Here is a 24,133-nt window from a genome sequence, read left to right as displayed (position 1 = left end):
TTCGCCTATACCCTTGTCGCTTTCCAAACGGTTTACTGGGTGATTTCGCGGTTCCAACGATCAATCCATGCTTTGGAATGCTCGTTCACGAATTTCATGTCCAGCTTGTGCAGTTTGTTGATGGTTTCTTCCCCGTACGTTACGCCTTTTGCTTCCTCGTCGGTCAGCTTCACGCCTGTGTTTACAGGAGAATCCACTTTTGCTTTTGCTGTTTTTTCTTGAACGTCCTTGCTCAGCTGCCAGTTGATGAAGTCTTCAGCGAGCTCTTTGTTTTTGCTGCCTTTTACGATGTTCACCGTATTCATGACTGCGTAGCCGCCCTCTTCTGGGGTCACGAATTTCGCTTCCGGAACAGCAGCCTGGATGTCTTTGAAGTACATTTCCATGATTGGTCCTGCCGCGATTTCTTCTTGGCTGAACATGTTTACATACTCAGAGGTCTTGTCGTAGTATTTCACGACGCCCTTGTTTGCTTCTTTCATTTTCGCGAAAGCTTGGTCTTCATTGAATTCTTTGCTGCCTGCCACTTGGGAAGCGGCAACCAGAATCATTGGGCCTGTAGTGGAAGTGATGTTTGGCAGCGTCAGCTTGCCTGCTACCTCAGGACTCCACAGGTCTTTCCAGCTTTTTATTTCCGTTTTGATTACGTTTGGATTGTAAGCAATCCCAAATTGTCCAATGGTGTAAGCCGGGCCGTAGTCTTCACCCAGCGGTGCTTTAGTGATGTCGTAGATCTCACTTAAGTTTGGAATACGGCTGCGGTCGATCTTTTCAAACGCACCACTTTCGATTCCTTGCTGCGCATAGTAGTCAGAGAGGTAGATCAGATCCACATCAGAGCTGCCTTGGCGAATTTTGTTCAGACGCTCAGCGTTGTTCCCGATTTCCAGCACGATTTTGACGTTGTGTTCTTTTTCAAATGGTTCATATACTTCTTTGCGGAAAAAGTCTTCAGAAAAGCCCCAGGTAGAAATCACCAGCTTTTGCGGTTCTCCTTTTGCCGCTCCGCCAGCTGCATTGTCTTTTGGCTGCTCGCTGCTGCCGCAGCCTGCCAGCGCCATGGAAATCATCGAAAAGGAAAGAACCCCTGTTAACCACTTTTTCATCGTTATATTCCTCCATATTTTCGTCTTCTATTGAATTGATTGTTTCCATTGGCCTTATGGGTCTATGCGCCATCACACCTTTAAAAGGAATTATCTGGTAGAAAAAGAAAAGAAAAGTGCCCTTGATTAGAACGTAGCATTCTAAACAAGAGCACTTTTCTTCGTAAACAAAGAGTAGCGACACCCGTTTTCCGTTGTCATCGGTCTTCCCCTCAGATAGATCCAAAGGGAAAATCCGAACGACTTCGTTAGGTATTCGATTGTGGTTCAGCCAAAATCACATTGGTGATCGCGATCTGCGTAGCCGCGTCGTAATCCCTCAAAACTGCTTCCATGTCGAGATTCATCTCTTCTTCCAAACGCTCTCGCAGCTTCTTTTTATAGAGCAGCGACATTCGGAAATCGACCTCGAGCTTCAGAGCAGGCGCCTCCCCTTCCAATGCAGCTGAACGCGGTGAGCGCCGATGCTTCGCATAGAAGGTGACGATATTATTTTCGATAGTTACTCTCAGTAAAGTTGTCCCAAATCCGAACAACTCCTTGGCTATCTCGTTGTAGATGGCAGACAGCCTTTTTCTGCTTTCGTTTGTGTCCTGTAAAGTCATGACATCACCTACGAGAGTAAGTATCAAGGTTATTGATTTTTTCTCATTATACATATGATAAACGTCATTATCAAGTAATCATTCGTATTTTGATCGATTTACCAAAATTCAGAATGCGAGAAAGTTGTCGAATAACATTTGACATGCATAAAAATGCGAGATATAATCCTACTATCCAAATGAGAATTGCACCTTATTAAACTTCATATCTCAATCTCTTATAAAGAGAGGCGGAGGGACTGGCCCTATGAAGCCTCGGCAACCTATCTCCTATTAGATATGGTGCCAAATCCAGCGGGAGAATTTCCGGAAGATAAGAGAGGCATGAGTAACTGACTAACTCTGACAGTTTACGACAACCTCTTCTTTCGGGAAGAGGTTTTTCTTTTACCCTCATGGTTTTATTTTTCAAAACATACACACTCAATAGAAAAAAGGGGAGAAATTCATCATGAAAAAGACGGGAATTTTGCTTAGCACACTACTGCTCGCAGCATCCTTGCTGACTGCTTGCGGCGCAAAACAAGAAGCTGCACCAGCAGCAAATGGCGCAGCTGCCGAACAAACAAAAGTGAAAGTCGGTGTAACTGCCGGTCCTCACGAAGAAATCCTAAACAAAGTAAAAGAGGTCGCAAAAGCTCAAGGCCTGGAAGTTGAAGTCGTCGTATTCAATGACTACGTACAGCCAAACCAAGCTCTCGATAAAGGTAATCTGGATGCAAACAGCTTCCAAACCATTCCGTTCCTTGACAAATTCAATGTAGACCACAAAACTAAAATTGTCGAAATTGGCAAAACAGTAACTTTCCCAATGGGTCTCTACTCCACCAAGCACAAGAAAGTGGAAGAAGTCGCTGAAGGCGGTGTAGTGGGCATCCAAAACGATCCAACAAACCGTGCTCGTGCACTGTTGCTGTACCAAGCAGCCGGTCTGATCAAACTAAAAGATGGCGTAGGCAATAACGCAACTCCATTGGATATCATCGAGAACCCGAAAAAATTGGAATTTAAAGAACTTGAAGCTGCTTTCCTGGCACGCTCCCTGAACAACGTAGAATTGGCGAGCATCAACACCAACTTTGCTATGGAAGCTGGCTACAGTCCAAAAAAGGATTCCATCTTCTCTGAAACATCCGATTCTCCATACGTAAACGTCTTGGCTGCAAACGAAGCAAACAAAGATAACCCTGCACTGAAAAAACTGGTTGAGATTTATCGTTCGGAAGAAGTGAAAAAGTTCATCGACGAACATTTTGAAGGAGCTGTGCTCCCATCCTGGTAAGCACTAAATATCGAACAACAAGGAGACTGGAGAGATGATACAGCTAACCGACATCCATAAGTCGTATACAGTAGGAAACAAGCAGGTTCAAGCCTTGAAGGGCGTCACCTTGAACGTGGAGAAAGGACAGATTTTCGGCGTGATCGGCTTCAGCGGAGCAGGGAAAAGCACCCTGCTTCGTACGATCAACCTGCTCGAGAAGCCGACCAGCGGCTCCGTCGTCGTCAACGGTCAAAATATGCTCTCGTTGAAAGAAAAGGATTTGCGCAATGCCCGCAAAAAGATCGGGATCATCTTTCAGCACTTTAACCTCTTATCCTCTTATAACGTCTTTGACAACGTAGCCGAGATTTTGCGAATGAACCGGGTACCAAAGGATGTAATCAAGAAGAAGGTAGAAGATCTATTGCGATTGGTTGGGCTTGAAGACAAAGCAAACTCCTATCCTTCCCAGCTGTCGGGTGGTCAAAAGCAGCGCGTTGGGATCGCTCGCGCCCTGGCGACGGATCCGGAGATTCTTTTGTGCGACGAAGCTACCTCTGCCCTCGACCCGCAGACGACCGAATCGATTCTCGAGCTTCTTCTGGACATTAACCGGAAATTCAATCTGACCATCGTGCTGATTACGCACGAAATGCAGGTCATCAAAAAAATCTGCGACAACGTAGCGATCATGGAAAACGGTGTGGTCATCGAACAAGGCTCTGTTCTCGATATTTTCAGCAATCCACAGCAGCAAACCACCAAGAATTTCATCAAGACCATTTTTGATGACAATGTACCAAGCGAGATTGTAGACAACATCAAGCAGAGTGGCCCTGCCGCCAAGATCCTTCGCGTGGCTTTCCGCGGCGATGCTGCACTCGATCCTGTCCTCGGTACTTTGTCGGCTCGTTTTCCGGTCAGCACCAACCTGCTGTACGGATCGATTACTTCCATAAAAGGAACGGCACTGGGCATCCTGCTCCTGCACATTTCCGGTGAGGAAAAAGATGTAGAGGCAGGCATCCAGTTTCTACGCGATTCTGTCTATAACGTAGATATCGTGTCTCGAGAGGGGGGAAGCAACTAATGGAACGTTTGGCAGAAATGATCCCGGTTTTTGGACAGTCTTTGCAGGAGACGATCATCATGGTCGGCTTCTCCCTGGTCATCGCGACATTGGTGGGGATTCCTTTGGGGATTCTGCTCGTGATCACGCAAGGCAATCATTTGTTTCCGAACAAATGGATTTACCACACCTTAAATACCATTATTAACGTTGTACGCTCCCTCCCCTTCATCATCCTGATGGTCGCGATCATTCCGTTCACGGAGCTGATCGTCGGCACTTCCATCGGAATCGAGGGGGCGATCGTTCCCCTAATCGTGTACACGGCGCCGTATATCTCTCGCTTGATGGAGACAGCCCTACACGATGTAGATCGCGGCGTAATCGAAGCTTACCAGGCGATGGGCGCATCTCGCACGCAGATTATTTTCCGCATCATGCTTCGTGAAGCACGTCCGGGTATCGTCCTTTGCTTGACGATCGCCACGATTGGTTTGATCGGAGCAACTGCGATGGCAGGTGCAGTCGGTGCAGGCGGCTTGGGTGACCTGGCACTTCGCTACGGCTACCAATCCTGGGACATCGAAGTGATGGTCATTACCGTGGTGATCCTCGTCGTCCTGGTTCAGCTGATTCAATCTCTAGGCAACTGGGCTGCGAGAAAACTGAAAAAGAGTTCCTAATTCATCGAACCTCTAACTGTCATACGGTTAGGGGTTCTTGTATGATCGTAATAGAGACGAACATTGAAACGGAGGCATTCAAAAATGAACGGCATCCCCCATACGCTTTTAGAGGATCTGAAAAAAATCACGGCAGACGACCGTGCAACCACTAATGAAACCATGCTCGAGCAGCACAGCAAGGACGAGTCCCATCATACACCGGTACTCCCTGACGTCGTTGTTTTTCCGACTACGAAAGAAGAGGTATCGGCCATTTTGAGATACGCCAATGAACACCGTATTCCCGTTGTTCCTTTTGGGGTGGGCTCCAGTCTGGAAGGACATTGCATCCCGCTTAAAGGCGGTATCTCCATCGATTTTCAGCAGATGAACCAAATCATTGAGGTGCGTCCCGATGACTTTCTCGTGCGCGTACAGCCAGGTGTGACACGCACACAGCTCAATGCCGCTTTGAAAAAGCACGGACTCTTTTTCCCCGTAGATCCAGGTGCAGATGCGACTATCGGCGGCATGACAGCTACGAATGCAAGCGGCACGACCAGCGTACGATACGGCATCATGCGCAGCCAAGTCCGTGACCTCGAAGTCGTAATGGCTGACGGCTCCATCATTCATACAGGCGGCCTTTCCGCCAAATCCTCCTCCGGCTACCATCTCACCGGTTTGTTTGTCGGTTCGGAGGGTACGCTGGGCGCATTCACGGAAATCACCCTCAAGGTGTACGGCATTCCTGAAACGGTCATCGCTGGTCGTGCGACGTTCCCTACGATTAAACAGGCTGTCGATGGGGCAATGTCCTTGCTGGCAGCCGGAATTGCCATTGCCCGTGTCGAGCTGGTGGACAGCACCTCGATCCGCCAAGTGAATCTGCATAGCGAAACGGAATATTTGGAGCAGCCTACCCTGTTCCTCGAATTTCACGGCAATGAGGCTGGACTGACGCACGATGTCTCCTTTGCCCAAGAGCTGCTCGAAGAAAATGGCTCTATCGACTTTTTGGTTGAAACAGATTCCAAAAAAAGGGCAAAACTATGGGAAGCGCGCCATAATCTCGCCTACGCCTTCAAGCACGGCTTCCCCGGTAAAGAAATGATGCTTACGGATGTATGCACCCCCCTATCCGAACTGACAGGAGCGGTCGTCTATGCTCGCGAGGTCATCGATCAAAGCGGACTGGCTGGCGGTGTTTTAGGTCACGTGGGCGATGGTAACTTCCACACCACGCTGATGTTCAACAAGCAGGATCCAGCCGAAGTACAGCTGGCCGAGGAGGTCAATGCCAAAATCGTCGAATACGCCCTGCAAAAAGGCGGTACCTGCACAGGCGAGCACGGCATTGGCATCGGGAAGAAAAAGTACCTGCAAAAAGAGCATGCGGACACGCTTCCCTGGATGAAGCTGATCAAGCAGCAGTTCGATCCCCACAACATCCTGAATCCGGGCAAAATCCTGGATTAACTGCGTCTGACGCGTCCGTTTACCATATTGTTCACGGAATGTTTGGTGGTAATCCGGGACATATTCGTGTACACTTATGTCTATAGGGTCATATCTAAGAGAGGGGCTACTACAAACACATGAAAAAACTGCTCATGCTTTTGGTTGCCGTAACACTCGTTTTCGCATCTGGCGGATTCATTGATCATGCGGACGCAAAAGGCTACAAATCCGGGAAAAAATCCTTTAATTCCAATACGGCTCCAACGAACACGCAAACACCTACAAAAGGTGATTCCAACTTAAACAGCACGACGACGAATAAAGGCACGACAACTCCTGCAAGCACACCTTCCACTGCAGCTCCAAGCAAAAGCGGCGGCTTCATGAAAGGTCTTCTGGTTGGTGGACTGGCCGGTATGCTGTTCGGTGGACTGTTTGGCAATATGGGTGCACTGGGTGCCATCTTCGGCTTCCTGATCAACATGCTGGCGATCGTTGCCTTGATCGTCCTGATCCGCAAAGTATTCGTTTACTTTAAGACGCAACGCCAGAAGAAACAGGAAATGAACGCATGGAAAAGATAAAGTTTGATGAGCAAGTCCTGATCAACGCCATCTGCCTGCATGTGGCGAGCAAGAAGCAGATTCAGCCGCAAGAGGTCGAGGTTGAACTGATGTGGGACGAGGAGTACGGCTTCTCCGCCGAGGTCTATACCATGGGTAGGAAGCAGGTTTTCATCGAGATCAACCTGATCGAAGCCATCCGCTACTATCTGGAGACACAGCTTCAGCGCAATCCCTTTTCTGCCGGGATCGAGCTGGTGCTGGACGACGAAGAAGGCATTCTCGCCTACGTAACCTATCAGGGCTAAAGGGCTCCTACCAGTTTCAAGGAAAGCCAATCCGTTAACGGGTTGGCTTTTTCTGTTGTCCACTCCCAAGAGGAATGGCCACATTGGGTTTTGCCATCACACAGTGGATGACCTCTTCCCACAGCAGGTGTATGCACACCAAGTCACGGGCAGGGTGGGCCTTAAAATAAAGAAGACCACCCTCAAGCTGTGGTTGAGAGTGGTCTTGTATTTCGGTTCTGCTGCTTATTTCAGGTCGGCCAAAATTTCATCCGCCATGTTAGCGGTAGACACCAGTCCGCCTCCGGAGAGGTACCAGTAGTTCGCATCGAGATATATGATTTGACCGTTTTTATATGCTTTTGTGTTTTTGATCAAGTCATTTTCTATCGTTTTTTGTGCTGGAGTCGCTGCATCTTTGTTTGTAGCAACTGCCGTAGTGCGGTCAACGACAAACAGATAATCTGGATCTTTCTCTACAACATATTCGAACGAAACGCTTTGACCATGCGTGGATACTTCGATGTTTTTATCTACAGCTGCAAAGCCAAACACGTCATGCAAAATACCGAAACGGGAGCCTGGGCCGTATGCGCTGAGTTTTCCTTCGTTTGCAAGTACGATCAGTGCATTTTTGCCGCTGGCAGTTGCTTTTTCATTCAGTTTTTTGATGGACTCGTTGATTTTCGCCAATTCTTCATCTACTTGTGCTTCTTTCCCAAAGATCGTACCCAATGTTTTCATGTTCTCCGTAAAGGAATCCATGTATTTGGATGTATCTACGCCCAGGAAGATCGTTGGTGCGATTTTATTCAATTCCTCGTAAGCTTCTTGCTGACGACCGGAGATGAAGATCACATCCGGCTTCATGGCATTGATTTTTTCGAAGTCTGGCTCCTTCAAGCTACCTACGTTGGTATACTTCGCGTCTTTGAACTTTTCCAGGTACGGAGGAACATTGGCTTGTGCAACCCCTGTTACTTCAATGCCCAATTTATCCAATGAGTCCAGAACACCATAGTCAAATGCAACAACGGTTTTCGGATTTTTCTTCAGCTTTGCTTCGCCCAGTTTATGTTTGATTGTGACTTCTTCATTCGATGCCTCAGGAGCCTTTGCATTCTGAGCAGGTGCTGGTGCTGGTGCTGCACTATTTGATCCGCATGCTGCTGTAAATACTGCCAGCAGAACTGCCATAAACATCATGATCCATTTCTTGTTCACTTCTATCACCTCTACGTAAGATTGGGTTTATATAAAATTACTGATGGACAAACCATCATAATAATTTTAATGAAAGAAAAAGATTCTCATTCTCAAGTGTAAGAAAAACAAAATCAGGCATAGTACACGCAGATTTTGTTTTCGTCGATGTCTTGGATCTGAATATCCATGTCATAGACATCTTTCAAGGTCTGGGCGCTGATGATTTCCTCTGTCGTCCCTTCCTTTACGACCTTGCCGTCTTTTAGTGCAACGATGTAGTCGGAATAGCATGAAGCGAAATTGATATCGTGGATGACAATAACGACGGTTTTCCCCATCTCGTTTACGAGACGTCGCAGCACTTTCATGATCTGCACGGAATGCTTCATATCCAGGTTGTTCAATGGCTCATCGAGGAGAATGTACTCTGTATTCTGCGCGACGACCATCGCGATATAGGCACGCTGTCTTTGTCCGCCACTCAGCTGATCCAAATACTTGTGCTGAATGTCCTCGAGCTCCATATAGCGGATTGCTTCATCTACATACCGCCAATCTTCCTTGGTCAGGTTGCCCTGCGAATACGGAAAGCGGCCAAAGCTGACCAGCTCGCGAATCGTCAAGCGGATGGTTATGTGATTGGTCTGCTTCAGGATCGAAATCTTCTTGGCCAGATCGTTGCTCTTGCATTGGCTGATTTCGGTTCCCTCCAAAAGTATCTCTCCCTGATCCTTCGACAGCAGACGACTGATCATGGACAGCAGGGTGCTTTTCCCCGCGCCATTTGGCCCGATGAATGACGTGATTTTCCCTTTGGCGATCTTCAGCGAAACGTTTTCCACGACATTTTTGCTTCCATACTGTTTCGAGACATTCCGGACTTCTACCATGATTTATTCTCCTTTAACAGAAGATAGATGAAGTAAACCCCACCGATGAAGTTGATGATGACGCTCAAGGTTGTGGAGAACGTAAACACGCGCTCTACAATTAACAAGCCGCCTACCAGCGCAATGATGCTGATCAGCACCGAGCCAGCTATCAAGTACTTGTGCTGGTACGTTTTCATTACCTGATGCCCAAGATTGGCTACCAATAGGCCTAAAAAGGTGATAGGACCCACGAGCGCAGTCGCGATCGATACCAGAATCGCAATGATGATCAAAAACCGCTTAATCACAAAATCGTAGGGGACACCCAGATTGATGGCCTGGTCTCTTCCCAGCGACAGTACGTCCAAATACTTTATGTACTTCTTGAAGTACAGCGTCACGCCAATCAAGAGAACTACGCTGATGATCAGCAAATCACTGTTCACATTATTAAAGCTGGCGAACATTTTATCCTGAACCACTTGGAATTCATTCGGATCAATCAGCACCTGCATAAACGTGGACAGGCTGTTGAACAAGGTCCCGAAGATGAGCCCAATCAGCAGCAGAAAGTAAATGTTTTGCCCTTCTCTTTTAAAGAGCCATTTGTACAGCAGCCCTGCAAAGAGTACCATCAACCCCGCTGAAAGCAAAAAGTTGATATTTTTGTTCATCAACGTCATATGGGTCGATCCAAAGACAAAGATGACAAAGGTCTGGATGAACAAATACAGCGAATCCAATCCGATGATGCTCGGGGTAAGGATACGGTTGTTCGTGATGGTCTGGAATACCATCGTGGAAAAGGCGATGATGCCGCCCGTCAATACGATGGCCAAAATCTTTTTAAACCTGCGTGGAAGAACGTAATCCCAGTTTCCTCCTGCATCGATGGACATAAAAATGGCTATTAGCACGATGGCGATGATCGCCAAAACCCATATCTTCGCTTTCATCGGTCATACGCCTTTCTTCTCATAAGTAGGAAAATGAAGATCCCGCTACCGATTACTCCCACCATCAATCCGATGGATATTTCGTAAGGGAAGATGATCAGGCGTCCCAATATGTCGCAGACCAGTACGAATACGGCACCTAAGAGAGCAGTGTGGGCCAAGCTTTTTTTCAGGTTATCCCCCAGGTACAACGTCACAATGTTAGGGATAATCAAGCCTAAAAACGGAATCGTCCCGACCGTCAGAATCACGACGGAGGTCACCATAGCTACAATACAAAGCCCGATATTGACTACCTGCTTATAGTTCAGACCCAAGTTGATGGCGAATTCCTCACCCATGCCTGCAATCGTGAACTTGTTGGCAAACAGGTACGCGATGATGACGAGCGGAATACTGACATACAGCAGTTCGTAGCTGCCTTTCAAAACCGAGGAAAAATCCCCATGCAGCCACGCAGACATATTTTGAATAAGGTCGTACTTGTAGGCGAAGAACGTCGTGATGGAACCGATGATATTCCCAAACATCAAACCAACCAATGGAATGAAAATCGAATCCTTGTACTTGACCTTATCGAGAATCTTCATAAAAACAAACGTACCCAGCAAAGCAAACACGAAAGCTACCAGCATCTTCAGCAGTGGGCTCGCGTCTGTGAACAGCATCATCGAGACCAAGATACCGAATCGGACAGAATCCTCCGTACCGGCCGTGGTAGGCGATACGAATTTGTTCCTCGTCAGCTGCTGCATGATCAAACCTACGATACTCATGCTGACACCAGCGATGATGATACTGATCAAACGTGGGACTCTACTGATCCACATTACCTGCGTCTTTTCTTCCGCGAGATCGAACAGCTCCAGCGGAGAAATGTCCTTCACACCAATAAACAAGGAAGCTATCGACAGCAGGATGAGTGCTATAACTAAATATCTCTTCTTCATCGCGTTCCCTACTTTTCCCCAGTAAAGATATTCATTCTCAGTAATAAAGAGATTCATTCTCAATTGCATCTCATTTGCTATATTAGCATTTCTTTATTGCTGATTAAAGAACTTTTTTGTTAGTCGGCTAATATATTTTTTGAATTGTCGCCGAAAAGTCATGATTGAAAGGATGAGTGTTATTGCGTTAACTATTTTGACTCGGATTTTAGTACCTATCCTGTCTGGGGCAGGCACGATCACAGCGAGAGATTTGTCCAACCAGAAGAAGTGGAAAAAAAGGAAATGAACGATCTCATCGAGCTGCACTTTTTTCTGAGAAAAGTGCGTGGGAAACTGGCAGGACACCTGGATGTGGGGGGCGACAAGTGAAGATGGACATCCATTCGCCTGCACACAACAAAGAGCCGCTACCTTCAACGAGGTAACGGCACTTGTTCCTGCTCTATCAGACTTTTTTGCTCCCAGATCCGACTGCGCCAGCGGAAAAACATCACGACTCCTCGTATCCATTCGTCCACAGCTACAGCCAGCCACACACCTGCCAACCCGAGATTGGCCTGAAACGCCAGGACATACCCGAGGGGCAGACTCACACCCACCATCGAGATCAATCCCATATAGACGGGAAATTTGGCATCACCGGCTGCGCGCAAGGAGCTGATCAAAATGATGTTGAATACCCGTCCGCTCTCCAGGAAAATGCTCAGCAAAATCACCTGTGTACTGATTCTGATCACGTCCGGATCTTTTGTGAACAGTCCCATGATCGGCTCCCGAAACAAGATGACGAGCAGATTGATGATCAGCGTACAGATTAATCCCCAACGCAGGCTTTTCCAGACCTGCCCGTACGCCTCATCATTCCTGCCTGCCCCCACCAATCTACCCGTGATAATCGCTGTCCCCATTCCAATCGCGACACTAAACAAGTAAATCAGCATCGAAATGTTCGATACATACTGTCTGGACGCAAGAGCCGCAGCTCCGAGAAAAGTCACGTAGTACAAAAAGATGGACTGACAGCCGTTGTACGTAATTTGTTCAAATGCCGCGGGAATTCCGACTCGGCAAATTTTACGGACGTAGGATTTGTTGATTTGGATGTAATCCTGAAAAGTGACTTTACAATCGACCAACCGGTAGTACGCCCAGAAAAAGACGAGCAGCCCTACACCTCGGCTCAAGACGGTAGAAATCGCCGCCCCCTCTACCCCGAGCTCTGGAAAACCCAGGTTTCCAAAAATCAGCAGATAGTTCCCTCCGACGTGCACGATGTTAATTCCCAAAGAGATCAGCATGCTTTCTCGCGTAAACCCGTACGTGCGAATCAAACTCGCCAGCGTATTGATCAAGGCCTGTAGAAACAAACCTCCCCCAACGATCGCTATGTACGACTTTGCCAATGACAGGATCTCGCCTTGCAGATTCATCGCCACGAGCAGCGTGTTTCCGAACAGCAAAAAACAAACGCTGATCAGAATCCCTATCGCCAAATTTAAGGTGACGGCGATCGCGCCAATTTTTGCTGCCTCCTGAAGCTTCCGTGATCCAATGTACTGCGAAACGACTATGGAAGCGCCATGTCCAATGACCTCTAATACGAGAATGGCAATGAAGACGAACTGGTTGGCTGCACCTACGGCGGATACAGCCTCATCGGAAACGCCGCTAAGCATGAAGGTATCAGTAATCCCGATCAAGGTAAACAATAGCAGCTCCAAAAAAATGGGCCAGGTTAAAGAGAAGAGTCGCAGGCCCTTTGCTTCACTGGCCATCAACGAAACGGGTTCAGTCTGGGTGTCCATGGTGTCACCTTTCTTTGGCATTGGTAGCGCCATTTTACACCGATTGCTGCACCGATTGTAGCGTTTTGGCTGTTTCTTTACATGAAATTTATCTATCCTTGACGTATATTCCCTATATTCTGGGCAGATTATCCTATAATTATCTTGCGACGTTTTTCCTACCAATGGTATTGTTAAAGGGATATCCCCCCACTACTTGGCTGGACGCACTTCAGGAGGATTTATGGCACGGATACTTATTGCTGATGACTCCATCGTCGTTCGAGAATACCTGAAAGTTACGCTGGAACGAGCGGGTCATCAGATCGTCGCAGAAGCAACCAGAGGAACCGAAGCGTTTCAAAAGTACATTGCCTACAAGCCAGACCTAGTGACCATGGACATCAACATGCCAGAGATGAATGGAATCGAAACCGTCAAAATGATTATCAATCGATTCCCCGATGCAAAAATTATCATGGTGAGCTCCCACGGCCTAAAGCCGCTTGTTTTTGAAGCAGTCTCTGCCGGTGCCACACATTACATTATCAAGCCCATCAACGAGGAGAAGCTTCTGGTCACCATCGAAAATGCCCTAATCTAAACGATCAACGAAAAACGTTCCACCCTCCAAGAACGCGATGCACTGGAGGGCTTTTTTACGTGGGCTGCAAAGTGCTTTCGGCTTCTGTGAGCGGGATTCGGAAGTGAAAGCGAGTCCCATTCCCTTTTCGGGTATTCACTTCCACTGTTCCTCCAAGCCGCTCGACCTCCCGCTTTACGATTGATAGACCAACGCCTCTGCCGGACCATTCCGTGACATGATCTTTGCTCGTGCTAATATCCTCGATAAACAGCGTATTGAGCCAGTCCTGATCGCTCCGTAAATCCACCCACCCTTTTTCCTGTCCCAATAATTTGAGTCGGTCCATGTCCACACCTTTGCCGTCATCTGAAATGATCATGTGCATGAAGTCATTCTCGCGCTTGACCTGGCAGCGGATCGTTCCCCACCGCTCCTTGTTTTGCCTCAAACGTTCTTCCTCTTGTTCGATGCCATGATCCAAGGCATTGCTGAATACGTGGATCAAGCTGCTGATAAAACGTCCAAAACGTTTCGGATCCACCCAAATATCATCAGCCTCGATCTGCAACGGGTAGACTCGCTTCTCCAGCCTCTCAGATGCCTTCGCTACGTATTCGCCATACCGGGACATCAGCTCAGTGATCGGACGATCGTGGAGCTGGGCAAACTCCTGGCGCAAGTGGCCATGTCCCTCCTCCTGCAAAAGCGACGACAGCTGGTCAGAGAATGCACTCCACCTCTCCGCAGAAAAGGAGATCGTTTGCTCATTTACCTGCAAAATGTCCTTCCCCAGCTGCTGCTTCATGAGATCCATATCTTGCCCGATCGCTGCACAAATGGAGTCGATCCCGTTTTGAATCTCGCTTTCCATGACTTTATCTTCTTCCACCTGCTTGGACATTTCGGACAATCTGGATTCCATGTCATGTATCTTTCGCGGTGTATGAATCAAATAAAATTGGCTAAAATCTCCCTTGAACTGATGGAGGCGGCTGATGATCTGATACATTTTTTCCGCAGGTGCACCTGCTTCCCTCCAGATTGCTTTCCACTCATTCGCAACGAAGGAGGTAAAGCCTTTCAAAACGGATTGAAAGAGTTCAAGACTGATTGCGACGGTGACAGACATCTTCATCCGCTGCCATTCTTGCTCCATTTTATTCTCCAGCGCCCGCTGTTCGCTTCGATCCGTCAAAATGAGCATCAAGCCACCGGAAAACTCCCCCCGGCCCTCGTCAATCTGCTTGCATTCCAGCTTCAATGGCAGTTGATTGACGGTGATCTCTGTTGGAAACAGACTGAGATACAGCTCTCTTTGTGCTTGATTTTCCAGCTGAAAATACTTGTTCAGTAAGGATTGGATAAAGCCCTGGTCCTCCTTGCTTTGCGGGTACAACAGCTCGGCTACAGAAAGTCCTGCCAGCTCCTTGTCAAAAATCCGCACGCACTCCCGGCTGTACTCGGAGTGAACCCGCAGGTCTTTGCCGAATGAAAGGAAACCCTGTCCCGCATTGTTTAGCAGGTTTTTATTGGCACGCAGCAACGACTCGATCTCATCTGTTCGCTCACCCACCATTTTCTCCAGGGAATGATTCCACTGCTCCAGCTGATGGTACAGGCGGGCGTTTTCAATGAAGGTCGCAATTTGCGAGAACAGCAACCGCAAAAGCTCGGTGCGTCCCTCGTTGAATACATGGGTCGACTCGTTGTTTTCGAGATAAACCACCCCGACCATTTTTCCTTGCTGCCATAACGGCGCACAGAGAATGGACTTGGGCATGTTTTTGGAGATGTACGGATCCTTGAAAAAGATCGCCTCCACATACGCCTCATGCAAGACAAGCATTTCCTCTGTTCGCATCACGTAGTTGACGGTCGCGACGGACAAAAGAGTGCCCTGCTCATAGGGAATCGACTGCAAAATCTCCATGTCCTCGTCGATACTGCCTGCCGCCTCGATGAACCACTCACTGTCCTTTTTCAGGATGATGAATCCTCGCTGGGCACCAGCGTTGCTCATAACCGTCCGCAGCATCGTCGTCAGCAGCCTGTCCAGCTTGATTTCACTCGCGATGGTTTGCGACGCCTTGATAACGGTCATGAAATCTACCATATCCGGGGTATTGCCTGCCACAGCCATATTCGTCATAGCCTGATGACTGCCCGTGCTCTCCAGATAATATTGGTACTTCACTTCCAGATCTCTAGCTTTGGCTGCGGCTCCCCATTGCATATAGGCAAAATGCGCTTCCGTCATGTAAATCCTCGCAACCGTGTTCATGCCCATTTGCAAAAAGTGTTTCGCAGCCAGCTCGTAGGCCAGTGCTTCGTTTTGCAGGAATCCACTCTTCTTCGCCGCCTGAATGGACTGCTCGTAGAAAGGCGTCGCTGCCTCGGGCTTGCCATTTACACGTACCCACTCCGCATACATCAACAAGTATTTGTGCTGGAAGTTATCTGCACAGTTGGCGGCCCACTTCTTCATTTTTTTCAAATTCGCTTTGATCTTTTTGCCATACTTTTGCTTGTCCGACCAGCTAGCCTGCGGATAAAGGCCAGTCAGTGCCAAAGCCTGTATAAAGACGTGCTCGCTGACCAGCAGCTGACCGCTGACCGTCTCGATCCACTGCTCAGCCTCGGTAGACATCCGCGCAGCTTCCTGGTAGTTGCCGTAGAGCAGATGCACCATCGATTTGTAGTAGTGGTACATGTAGCGCTTATAGTTGGTACCCTCCGTCCGTAGAGCTTGGACGTACACCTCTTCATCAAAGTCTCCTGCGCAAAAAGTCGTCTGGTCAACGTCCTCCCAGTGGGTCAAGCTGTGGAGCGCCTGCTTGAGCAGCAAGAGTCGGTCATCGTGATCGACTACCTTGAGCTGACGGATCAAATCTTCATACTGATCGATCTGTTGATGCAATTCTTCGATCGGCGAACCGCAGAAAAGCATCGCCTCCAGCAAACCGTGCGCACTGTAGGCGACGTAGATATTCCCGCCGCTTTCCAGCCCGTGCTGGATCGCCTTTTTCAAGAGAGGAATGTTCGTCTTGGCATGATCCCGCCAATGGTTGATCATGATGGCGAACGCCCCGTACGCTTTGGACATGGCGATCGGGTCATGGAAGCTGTCGGCTACACTGCACGCGAGCAGCCCGTAGTCATATCCTTCCTGGTACTTCCCAAACTGAGTGGCTTGCACGATCCCATATCCGGTATACCCGTTGGCCGAGGCTACATCATTTCCGTGTACGAGTGAAAGATGCAGCACCCGCAAAATAGTCAGGGCAAACCAGTTCAAGTCGACAAAGTAAGAGGAGGGACCCGCATAGCTGATCATGGTCATTGCCATCCGATAGTTTTCGTCCGGTACGTCAGGCATGTAGAGCAGCTCATCTGCTTTGCGGCCTTTGAGATTTTTCTTGATATGCCACATCTCTTTTAAAATGTCCAGCTTGCCTGGCTTTGCTGGAATGTGGACTCCCAACAGCTTCAGCGCCTGACTGGCAAGCTCGACAACCAGAGGGAACTTCGCCAGGGTAGTATACATGTGCACCTGAATTTGCAAGATCCGCACCTGCTCAGCATTGGTCTTTGCATACTCTTTCACGAGCGCAAACAAAGACTCCGCTGTCTCAAAGTTGTTGCACAAATACTCGGCTTCCGCCCGCATGGTGTACAGCTCGACCATGAGCTGGCGATTGGCTTCCCAGCCCTCCTCGCGAAGCACCTCTGTTCCATGTCGAAAAAAACGCAGCGCAGCATCAAAGGCAGTGGATAGCTTGGCTCGTTGGCCCGCCAGCAGATGACAGCGCGCGACTTGCACGCGCTCGGCCTGTTCATCGATGAGTTCTGCTCCCTCGTACATATGATTGCAGATCTCAAACAAAAGGGATGATTCGTAGGAGTTGCTCAGCTCTCTCATCATTCTTCCCAGCTTGAGATGGACCATTTTACGCTCTACCTCGGACAAAAGCGAGTACGCTGCTTGCTGAATACGGTCATGCAAAAAGGTAAAATGAATCTTGTTGTGAGCAGCCGCATCCTCCTCTTCTAGCGCTGTATAAGCTAAATAGCCGTCTCCCTCCAGCGGGTACAGCAGCCCTTCCTCGACAGCTGGCCATATATGGCGAATCGTTTCAGACTCCTTTAGATTTCGTGCCTTGGCTACCATGTGCAGATAAAAGTGATTGCCGAGGCAGGCCGCGTGCGCGAGAAGCTTTTGGGTCAGCATCGGCAGCAATCTCATCCGTTCGACCAGGAAATCGGCGACATTTTCTGCCGTTTCCAGCTTTTCGATCTCCTCTAGATTCCACGCCCATTTGCCCATATCCGGGACGTATGTCATCAGGCCCTTCTCATACAAAGATTTGATGAACTGACGGGTAAAAAACGGATTCCCCGCAGTCTTCTTGTGAACGATTTGTGCCAAGGCTTGTGTTGCTTGCGGCTCCACTTGAATGGAATCAGCCAGCAGATGCGATACTTCTCCGACCTCGAGCGGATGCAAGGAGAATTGGCGGAGGATACGACTCTGACTTCCCATCTCGATTAGCGCACTCAACAGCGGATTCAGCTGACCCTGCTCCTGTTCGCGATAGGAGCATAGCAATAAAAAGTGACTGACCTGCAGATCACTGATCATTTCTTGAATCAAAAACAGCGAGGAAGGATCCGCCCATTGCAGATCGTCCAGAAACAAAACCAGTGGATGCTCAGGCTTGGCCCAGATACGTACAAAGCGCTGCATCACCATTTGAAAGCGATTCTTTGCCTCTGCAGCAGGAAGCTCCGGCACGGACGGCTGCTTGCCAATGATCATCTCCAGCTGCGGGATGACATCGACGATTACCTGCCCCATCCCCTGCAATGCCTCCGCAATCGTCTCCCTCCACATGTGCAGTTCTCGTTCGTTGCCTGCCAGGATCTGGCGTATCAGGTCTTGAAAGGCGAGCAATATCCCCGAATACGGAGCGCTTTGCTTGAATTGATCAAACTTCCCTGAGATGAAGCGGCCTTTTCCTTGAAGAAAGGTTTTCTGTGCCTCACGCACCAGCGCGGACTTTCCTACCCCTGCACTGCCATTTAACATGACCAGACGCGTAGCACCGTTGCTGATCTGTTCAAAGGACTCGGTCAACAGGGCAAGTTCCGGCTCCCGACCGTAGAGCTTCTCCGAAATATGCAGTTTGTCCGCACGATCCTGCATACCCAGCGAAAAATCAGAAATATACCCAGCCGTCTGCAGCTGTGATAAACATTGCTGCAAATCCGCGATGAGTCCTGCGCTGCTCAAATAGCGATCTTCTACATTTTTGGAAAGGCATTTCAATACGAGATCAGATAAAACCGGGGAAATCGATGGATGTGTCTGGTTAGGGGGGACGGGCTTTCGAGCCATATGCGCATGCACCAGCTCCAGTGCATCCGTCGCAAGAAACGGCGGCTTGCCCGTCAGCATCTCATAGAGTGTGATCCCAAACGAATAGTAATCCGAACGATAATCGACCGTCCGGTTCATTCGCCCCGTCTGTTCTGGAGATATGTATCGCAAATTTCCCTGCCATTCTTTTGGGTTCATGGCACTTTGATACTCTTGATAGAGCCTTGTAGACAAGCCGAAATTGATCAGCTTCACTTCCAGCGTATCCGGGTAAACCAATATGTTCATCGGGTTGATATCTTTATGAAGGACCCGTTTCTCATGAATTGTCTTCATGCATTGGGCAATCCCCAAAGCGATGGTCAGAATCTCCATCGTCGAAAATTGTCGTGTTTTCAGCAAGCTCGAGAGCGGCAAGCCACCGTGATCCTCCGTAATCAGCAAGGTCTCTCTATCATTGTGTACGAGCTCTACGAGGGTTTCGACCGCATCGGATTGAATGGACTCCAGCACTCGATATTCATGCTTTAGCTTCCATATCGAATCATTGCGAGGGATCCCCTTTTGTTGCGTCTTAATGATCACTGGCAAATTGTCCACGATCCTGAATGCGCGGTAGATACCCATATTTACATGATTTGAGATGAATTCTTTAATCCTGTATCCAGGAATCGATAACTTGCCGCTCATTCTTTTTTCACTCCATTTTGGTAGGCCTTTTGTCTTACCGTATTGTTCGTTGCTTTGGAATCATCTATATTTAAACTATATTCTGACACAAAACACCATCTATCGAAATAATATTCGGGAGGATTGTCATGTCAAATTTAAGTCGTACGGTAGGAAATCCCCATAATGGGGAAAGCGTAACCTTTTTAAAGACTACGGAAGAAACAAATGGAGAGTATCTTTTATTCCGCACAGACCTTCCACCCAATGTTGGAATCTTCTTACACTATCATACCGAACTTGTAGAAACCTTTGAAGGTGTTACGGGGAAATTAGACCTAACAGTCGACGGAAAAACGATCACTTTGCAAAAAGGAGAGAAAGCTGTCGCTCCCCTGCACAAGAATCACTGCTTTAATAATAACACGAATGAATTGGTCAGCTTTAACGTAGAAATTCGTCCTGCTGGCAACTTTGAGGCCTTTGTACGCTGCGGATACGGTCTGGATACAGACGGAAAAAGCTTCTACATGCCATTTTTGAAGCAATACCTCCCCAAGAACATCCTGCTTTTGGGCACTCTCTTTGAAATGGGAGCATTCTATGTCCCCTATCTGCCTCTCTTTCTGCAAAAAGGAATCTTTGGTTTGTTGGCTAAGCTCTCTACGTGGACGGGTGCGGCAAAAACGTTGGAAAAGTACTATATTCCGACAAAGGAAAAGCAGCGTATCTCGTAATACCCGGACTTTTCTTCTCATGAAAAGGGCACCCTGCCCATTAATTCGCAGCAGGATGCCACACGAAAGCTCCTATCTTCCTTCCCTTTACATCAGCGCAACTTCACCAATACATGTTAACGGTCTTTTTCTTTCCTATCATGCATCTGAAGCCATAGTCATCCCGACCTGCCTCGTATTTTGCAAGCGCAGGTCGGGTAAGCTGACTACTCTGCGACTGCCCCATCATCGCTAGCTGGCTTTTCATCCGAAGCAGTAGTATCGGATTGATTCTGCTGCCATTCCAGCATGAGCTTGAATGCAGGAACGAATTCTACCTGCTGAGTCGGTTCTGGACGAGGCTGCTCGGCAACCTCTCCACCGCCCTGCGCTTCAGGAGAAACAGGCACCGAAGCAGGCATCCATAGAAAGAAGCCGCTTGCTGCCCCTACTGCAATGACAATGGCCACACTCAGGAGCGCCGTCGATTTGCGTTGAAACAGCTTCATGAAGGGACTGGATGTTTCCCTTCGTACCTCCTCGACGAGCTTGCGGAAATCTGCATGCCGTACCGTTTGCCAACGCTTCTTCCATTCCTTGTCGCGCAATCTCCTGCCTTTGTTTTCGAGCAGTAGGCCTTTGAGAGCATGTCGATAGCCAGGTGAAATGTATTTGCCTGTGAAAAACATTCGCTGTGTCATGCTCCATTGAACAAAGGAATACAGGAGCTCTTCCTCTCCGTTTTCTCCGACAAACCGCAGCATATCAGCAAAGGAAAAAGTATCCTGTCCATGGGAATCCGCCTGATAAAACACCAGTGCTACCAATGGGAAGCTATCTTGCTTCACAGGACACTCCAACAAATGGACGATCAACTGCTGCAAAGCAGAGATCTGGCTTTCATCCCACTGCCGAAAGAAATCCTCTGGCGCAGGAACATCCCGATTTCCAGCTAAGGATGCCATATGATGAATGTGTGCGAGCTTTTCTCTGCTTTCCAGATCGAGCTCCCCTATAAACGTCTGCGGCTTTTCCTCCAGCAAAGTGATGATCTTGCCAAAATCGCCCCACGCCATTTCCCCCAGCATGAGTTGTTTGAGCAGGGCTTTATCCAGCTCGTCCAGCAGCTCATCCGCATAGCTGCTCATTGCGTCCTGACGCTCAAAGTAATCGTGAATCGCTAGCGCTGCTTGCAGCTTCTCACTTTCACGGGCAAACAGTTCAAGCACTTTTTCTCGGGTAGCCGTCATAAAAAACGGATTTCGCAGGGCCAGTGGCGCCACTTGGGCCCAGAGGTTGATTTCCTGCAAAACCTGGGCAAGCGTAGAGAAGGAAGCCAGCCGCTCCTTCAGATAGTCTTCAAACAATGGCTTTACGACCTGCTTGTAGCCAAGAACGGATCGCATCAGAAAGCCAAAGAGCTCGGGATAACCCGACAGCTCCTGATAGACCTTTGCTACAAAAGCGTTTTGTCGTGTCGCCTTTCCCTTTAGCAGCACGTTCATCAAATACGTGACAAGCTCTGTGGAAATGCGGTCGTTTGGTATGGCGCAAAATGCCTTGAGTATCTGCTGGATGGTCTCGGCAGCAGGAAGCCCCTGGTCCTTCAGCGCAGTGTTTTCCAGCCGAAAGAGCACCTCGCGCAGCTCGCGTAAACGAGCTCTGTTCTCCAAGGCAGGCTGACCCAAGTATTGCTGAAGTACCTGCCAAACGCCCGCCGGATTTTGCTCGTAGCGCTCCAGGCGCCCTTTTTCCACTTCATACAAAGCGCAAAGCTCATAGTAGGTAGCCAGTCTCAGCAGGAATGACGTATCCGCCCCCTCCAGCACTTCCTCGCAAAAGGCATGAAAGTCGGCAAGTACACGTGGCTCGTCCAGATGCTCCCAAGCAAAGTCTAGGTAGGCGTGCGCTCCCTCCTGCCAATCCAGCTGCAAAATTCGCTGCTGAGCCAGATCAAAGATGTAGTCCTTTTCTGTGATGCCGGTCCCTACCCGGATGCTCCCTTTTTCCACGAACATGACGTGAATATGCTTCTTGCTCTGCGGTTCATGGCTGTACGTGAGAAAACCAAAATGCCTGCGCATCTCATAAGGCAGGCAGCTATACAAAATTTCCAGCAGCTGTCGGGCGTCTGCTGCAGCTGCCCCGACCTCTCCATCTAGGCTGATGTAGACCTTTCTTTTGGTGGAGAGCGACGTCATCACCGCATACAGGAGCTGCTTGAAAATCCGTTCATCGATGCCTATGCGGCTGAGCCATTGCTTGCGATCGGGGGTTGTCTCTGCCTGAAAGGGAAGCTCGCTGATCACCGGCAGTTCTTTGCCTGTGGAGTGATCATGATCCTGTACAAAGGCTCGCAAGCCAAACAGCCTTGCTGGTTCTTTGATAAATTCGTCCCGACGATCGGCAGGGATGACGTAATTGTGGCTGAAGAAGGTGTTTCGTTGACCGGTAAAATCCGCGCCCACGAAGACGCTTCTCCCAATTACCAGCTCGCCTGACTCCGTTCGAAAGGAGACGAGCGCCTCCGGATAGAGCGCCAAATCGCTTTCTCCACGCTCTTGCAAGGCACGAGGCGCATCGTAGGCGCAAAACGGATGAAGCGTTTTTTTAATGAATGCGTTGTCCAACGCTGCCGATTTGGCAACGGTATCGTAGCCTTCGTTAGAACGGAATATCCCCTGTCGCCCGCGGGTGTAGTATTGCTGCAAAATGGGCTGACGGCTCACTACCGCTCCCTCCCTTCGATGTAATCCAGCTGATGCATGAGCCAGATAAACGGCTCATCGACCCGGATCGGAGTCACGACTCCGCTCACCTTTTGATTAACCGGGTTACTTCCCAGCGCAGATACAGCGAAATAGGCCGTATTGGTAAAGTAGACTTCCAATGCATCCTTGAACGGTCGATCCACCTTTTCGATGAAGCGGCTGATCTCCCCGTTGATGTTTTCGAATTCCGTCATGTTCAAGTACTCTTCATGGACGAAATTGCGGAATACGTTGCTGTTGGACTTGATGTACTCACCATCGTCCTCCTTGATCAGGTGCAGCATATCGCTCTTGGTCAGGACGACCGCTGTCGGGATATCCGTCTGGCTCTGCTCCTGATAGCCGATGAAGTTCTCAAACAGTGTAATGACGACCTCGCGCGGCTCATCATAGCGGGCTGTGAATTCCCCTGGCTCATCTCCTGCACGCAGCATGACTCTGTCGCGAATCGTCCTGATCTGCAGCGGATCGACGAGGAACAGGATACCGGAAGAGTTTTTGACGTGTGCGGCGTACAGCTCCAAATACTCACGATCAACCATGCCCTCGCCCGCGACATCAAAAAAGACAAGGATGAGCGGCGCCTTTTCTTTGTCCTTAAAAATGAATTGGAAGATAAACGGCTCCTGTCGCTTCTCCTTTTGGGTAGAATCAAGGAGCTGTCCTCTTTCAAACAGAGGCGCTTCGTAATTTTCCCGGAACTTGCGGCTGATTTGGGCATTGAGCGGCATGCAAGCCGCATCGAAGTGATTCGCAGTCGTATTTTGCAGCGTGTGGATCAGCGAGGTCATGTATACTGACTTGCCGACCTGCGACGCTCCCACGATCGAGATGATGTTGCTCGGTGCCTTCCCCGCCGTGATCGGCAGCTCGTTGTGGCATTTCGGGCACAGCCTGCGCTTGGAAACGACCCCATAGCGGTCAGTTACGCCGACAAGGATGTTATCGACATACAGGTGGCTCTCTTCCGGGATGGTATCCGGATCGATGATCGCCTCCAGCTCGTCGATGGCATCCAGTCCAAATTTGTCCCGATAGCGGTTTAATAGCTCGTCCTCCTGCAGCGCGTAATCCTCGTCGTCCAGGCGGTGATGGGCAGCGCGAAATACGACCTGATCAGGCGCGTATTTGGCAAAGCAGTATGGGCAAACGATATCGTAAAAAGGCAAGCGCTCCGGTGCCGGCTGTTTCTTTTCAAACATGCTTTTCAAAAAGGTCAGCAT

At 48.9% G+C, this 24,133-nt stretch carries 18 protein-coding genes and 1 riboswitch; of the genes, 8 read left to right on the top strand and 10 right to left on the bottom strand.

What is annotated here, in order from left to right; genetic code table 11:
* Positions 1 to 32 precede the first annotated feature (32 nt).
* Both ACLIN2_RS28325 and ACLIN2_RS28320 read right to left on the bottom strand, forming a co-directional pair.
* Positions 33 to 1,106 carry an ABC transporter substrate-binding protein gene (locus tag ACLIN2_RS28325; RefSeq protein ID WP_411502802.1) on the bottom strand — a complete coding sequence of 358 codons (1,074 nt, stop codon included), beginning with the start codon at positions 1,104 to 1,106 and terminating at the stop codon, positions 33 to 35.
* A gap of 248 nt (positions 1,107 to 1,354) precedes the next feature.
* Positions 1,355 to 1,711: a DUF2294 domain-containing protein gene (locus ACLIN2_RS28320; RefSeq protein ID WP_092271911.1), complete on the bottom strand. Its 357-nt coding sequence runs from the start codon at positions 1,709 to 1,711 to the stop codon at positions 1,355 to 1,357.
* 215 nt (positions 1,712 to 1,926) lie between these two features.
* A riboswitch (SAM riboswitch) is annotated at positions 1,927 to 2,031 on the top strand.
* Positions 2,032 to 2,162: 131 nt separating this feature from the next.
* Between ACLIN2_RS28320 and ACLIN2_RS28315 the strand changes: the two genes are divergently transcribed.
* From ACLIN2_RS28315 to ACLIN2_RS28290, 6 genes are all read left to right on the top strand, one after another.
* On the top strand, positions 2,163 to 2,993 hold the full coding sequence (locus tag ACLIN2_RS28315) for a MetQ/NlpA family ABC transporter substrate-binding protein (protein WP_400583543.1): 831 nt from the start codon (positions 2,163 to 2,165) through the stop codon (positions 2,991 to 2,993).
* Positions 2,994 to 3,027: 34 nt separating this feature from the next.
* Complete coding sequence (locus ACLIN2_RS28310) at positions 3,028 to 4,065, top strand: methionine ABC transporter ATP-binding protein (RefSeq protein ID WP_092271905.1); 1,038 nt, start codon at positions 3,028 to 3,030, stop codon at positions 4,063 to 4,065.
* The gene (locus ACLIN2_RS28305; protein ID WP_092271902.1) at positions 4,065 to 4,727 is read left to right on the top strand and encodes a methionine ABC transporter permease; all 663 of its coding nucleotides are present in this window, start codon (positions 4,065 to 4,067) and stop codon (positions 4,725 to 4,727) included. Before ACLIN2_RS28310 ends, ACLIN2_RS28305 begins: the two co-directional genes overlap by 1 nt.
* Positions 4,728 to 4,811: 84 nt before the next feature.
* Entirely contained in the window at positions 4,812 to 6,188 is a 1,377-nt protein-coding gene (locus ACLIN2_RS28300) for an FAD-binding oxidoreductase (protein WP_411502801.1), read from the top strand.
* Positions 6,189 to 6,307: 119 nt separating this feature from the next.
* Complete coding sequence (locus tag ACLIN2_RS28295) at positions 6,308 to 6,754, top strand: hypothetical protein (RefSeq protein ID WP_092271896.1); 447 nt, start codon at positions 6,308 to 6,310, stop codon at positions 6,752 to 6,754.
* Positions 6,742 to 7,041: a YxcD family protein gene (locus ACLIN2_RS28290; protein ID WP_122926318.1), complete on the top strand. Its 300-nt coding sequence runs from the start codon at positions 6,742 to 6,744 to the stop codon at positions 7,039 to 7,041. Before ACLIN2_RS28295 ends, ACLIN2_RS28290 begins: the two co-directional genes overlap by 13 nt.
* Before the next feature lie 225 nt (positions 7,042 to 7,266).
* Here ACLIN2_RS28290 and ACLIN2_RS28285 read toward each other — a convergent pair whose 3' ends face one another.
* The 5 genes from ACLIN2_RS28285 to ACLIN2_RS28265 form a co-directional block, all read right to left on the bottom strand.
* Complete coding sequence (locus tag ACLIN2_RS28285; RefSeq protein WP_411502800.1) at positions 7,267 to 8,244, bottom strand: siderophore ABC transporter substrate-binding protein; 978 nt, start codon at positions 8,242 to 8,244, stop codon at positions 7,267 to 7,269.
* 113 nt (positions 8,245 to 8,357) lie between these two features.
* Positions 8,358 to 9,116, bottom strand: coding sequence for an ABC transporter ATP-binding protein (locus ACLIN2_RS28280; RefSeq protein ID WP_411502799.1), 759 nt, complete (start codon positions 9,114 to 9,116; stop codon positions 8,358 to 8,360).
* Positions 9,110 to 10,054 carry an iron chelate uptake ABC transporter family permease subunit gene (locus ACLIN2_RS28275; protein ID WP_411502798.1) on the bottom strand — a complete coding sequence of 315 codons (945 nt, stop codon included), beginning with the start codon at positions 10,052 to 10,054 and terminating at the stop codon, positions 9,110 to 9,112. The genes ACLIN2_RS28280 and ACLIN2_RS28275 overlap by 7 nt, the downstream gene beginning before the upstream one ends.
* Complete coding sequence (locus ACLIN2_RS28270; RefSeq protein WP_400583562.1) at positions 10,051 to 11,004, bottom strand: ABC transporter permease; 954 nt, start codon at positions 11,002 to 11,004, stop codon at positions 10,051 to 10,053. The genes ACLIN2_RS28275 and ACLIN2_RS28270 overlap by 4 nt, the downstream gene beginning before the upstream one ends.
* A gap of 416 nt (positions 11,005 to 11,420) precedes the next feature.
* Positions 11,421 to 12,812, bottom strand: coding sequence for an MATE family efflux transporter (locus tag ACLIN2_RS28265; protein WP_411502797.1), 1,392 nt, complete (start codon positions 12,810 to 12,812; stop codon positions 11,421 to 11,423).
* A gap of 223 nt (positions 12,813 to 13,035) precedes the next feature.
* On the opposite strand from ACLIN2_RS28265, the gene ACLIN2_RS28260 reads away from it, so the two are divergent.
* Entirely contained in the window at positions 13,036 to 13,395 is a 360-nt protein-coding gene (locus ACLIN2_RS28260) for a response regulator (protein WP_122926324.1), read from the top strand.
* A gap of 55 nt (positions 13,396 to 13,450) precedes the next feature.
* Here ACLIN2_RS28260 and ACLIN2_RS28255 read toward each other — a convergent pair whose 3' ends face one another.
* Positions 13,451 to 19,444: an AAA family ATPase gene (locus ACLIN2_RS28255; protein ID WP_411502796.1), complete on the bottom strand. Its 5,994-nt coding sequence runs from the start codon at positions 19,442 to 19,444 to the stop codon at positions 13,451 to 13,453.
* 128 nt (positions 19,445 to 19,572) lie between these two features.
* Between ACLIN2_RS28255 and ACLIN2_RS28250 the strand changes: the two genes are divergently transcribed.
* Positions 19,573 to 20,160: a cupin domain-containing protein gene (locus tag ACLIN2_RS28250; protein WP_092271870.1), complete on the top strand. Its 588-nt coding sequence runs from the start codon at positions 19,573 to 19,575 to the stop codon at positions 20,158 to 20,160.
* A 206-nt stretch (positions 20,161 to 20,366) separates the two neighbouring features.
* On the opposite strand, the gene ACLIN2_RS28245 is transcribed toward ACLIN2_RS28250, so the two are convergent.
* Both ACLIN2_RS28245 and ACLIN2_RS28240 read right to left on the bottom strand, forming a co-directional pair.
* Positions 20,367 to 22,868 carry a hypothetical protein gene (locus ACLIN2_RS28245; RefSeq protein ID WP_411502795.1) on the bottom strand — a complete coding sequence of 834 codons (2,502 nt, stop codon included), beginning with the start codon at positions 22,866 to 22,868 and terminating at the stop codon, positions 20,367 to 20,369.
* A complete protein-coding gene (locus tag ACLIN2_RS28240; protein ID WP_092271865.1) occupies positions 22,868 to 24,133 on the bottom strand; it encodes a TRAFAC clade GTPase domain-containing protein in 1,266 nt (421 codons plus the stop codon). The genes ACLIN2_RS28245 and ACLIN2_RS28240 overlap by 1 nt, the downstream gene beginning before the upstream one ends.

The sequence above is a fragment of the Brevibacillus centrosporus genome (assembly GCF_046622605.1).
Lineage (GTDB): Bacteria > Bacillota > Bacilli > Brevibacillales > Brevibacillaceae > Brevibacillus > Brevibacillus centrosporus.
Note: the sequence above shows the minus strand (reverse complement) of the source record. Positions and strands in the feature narration are given on the sequence as shown.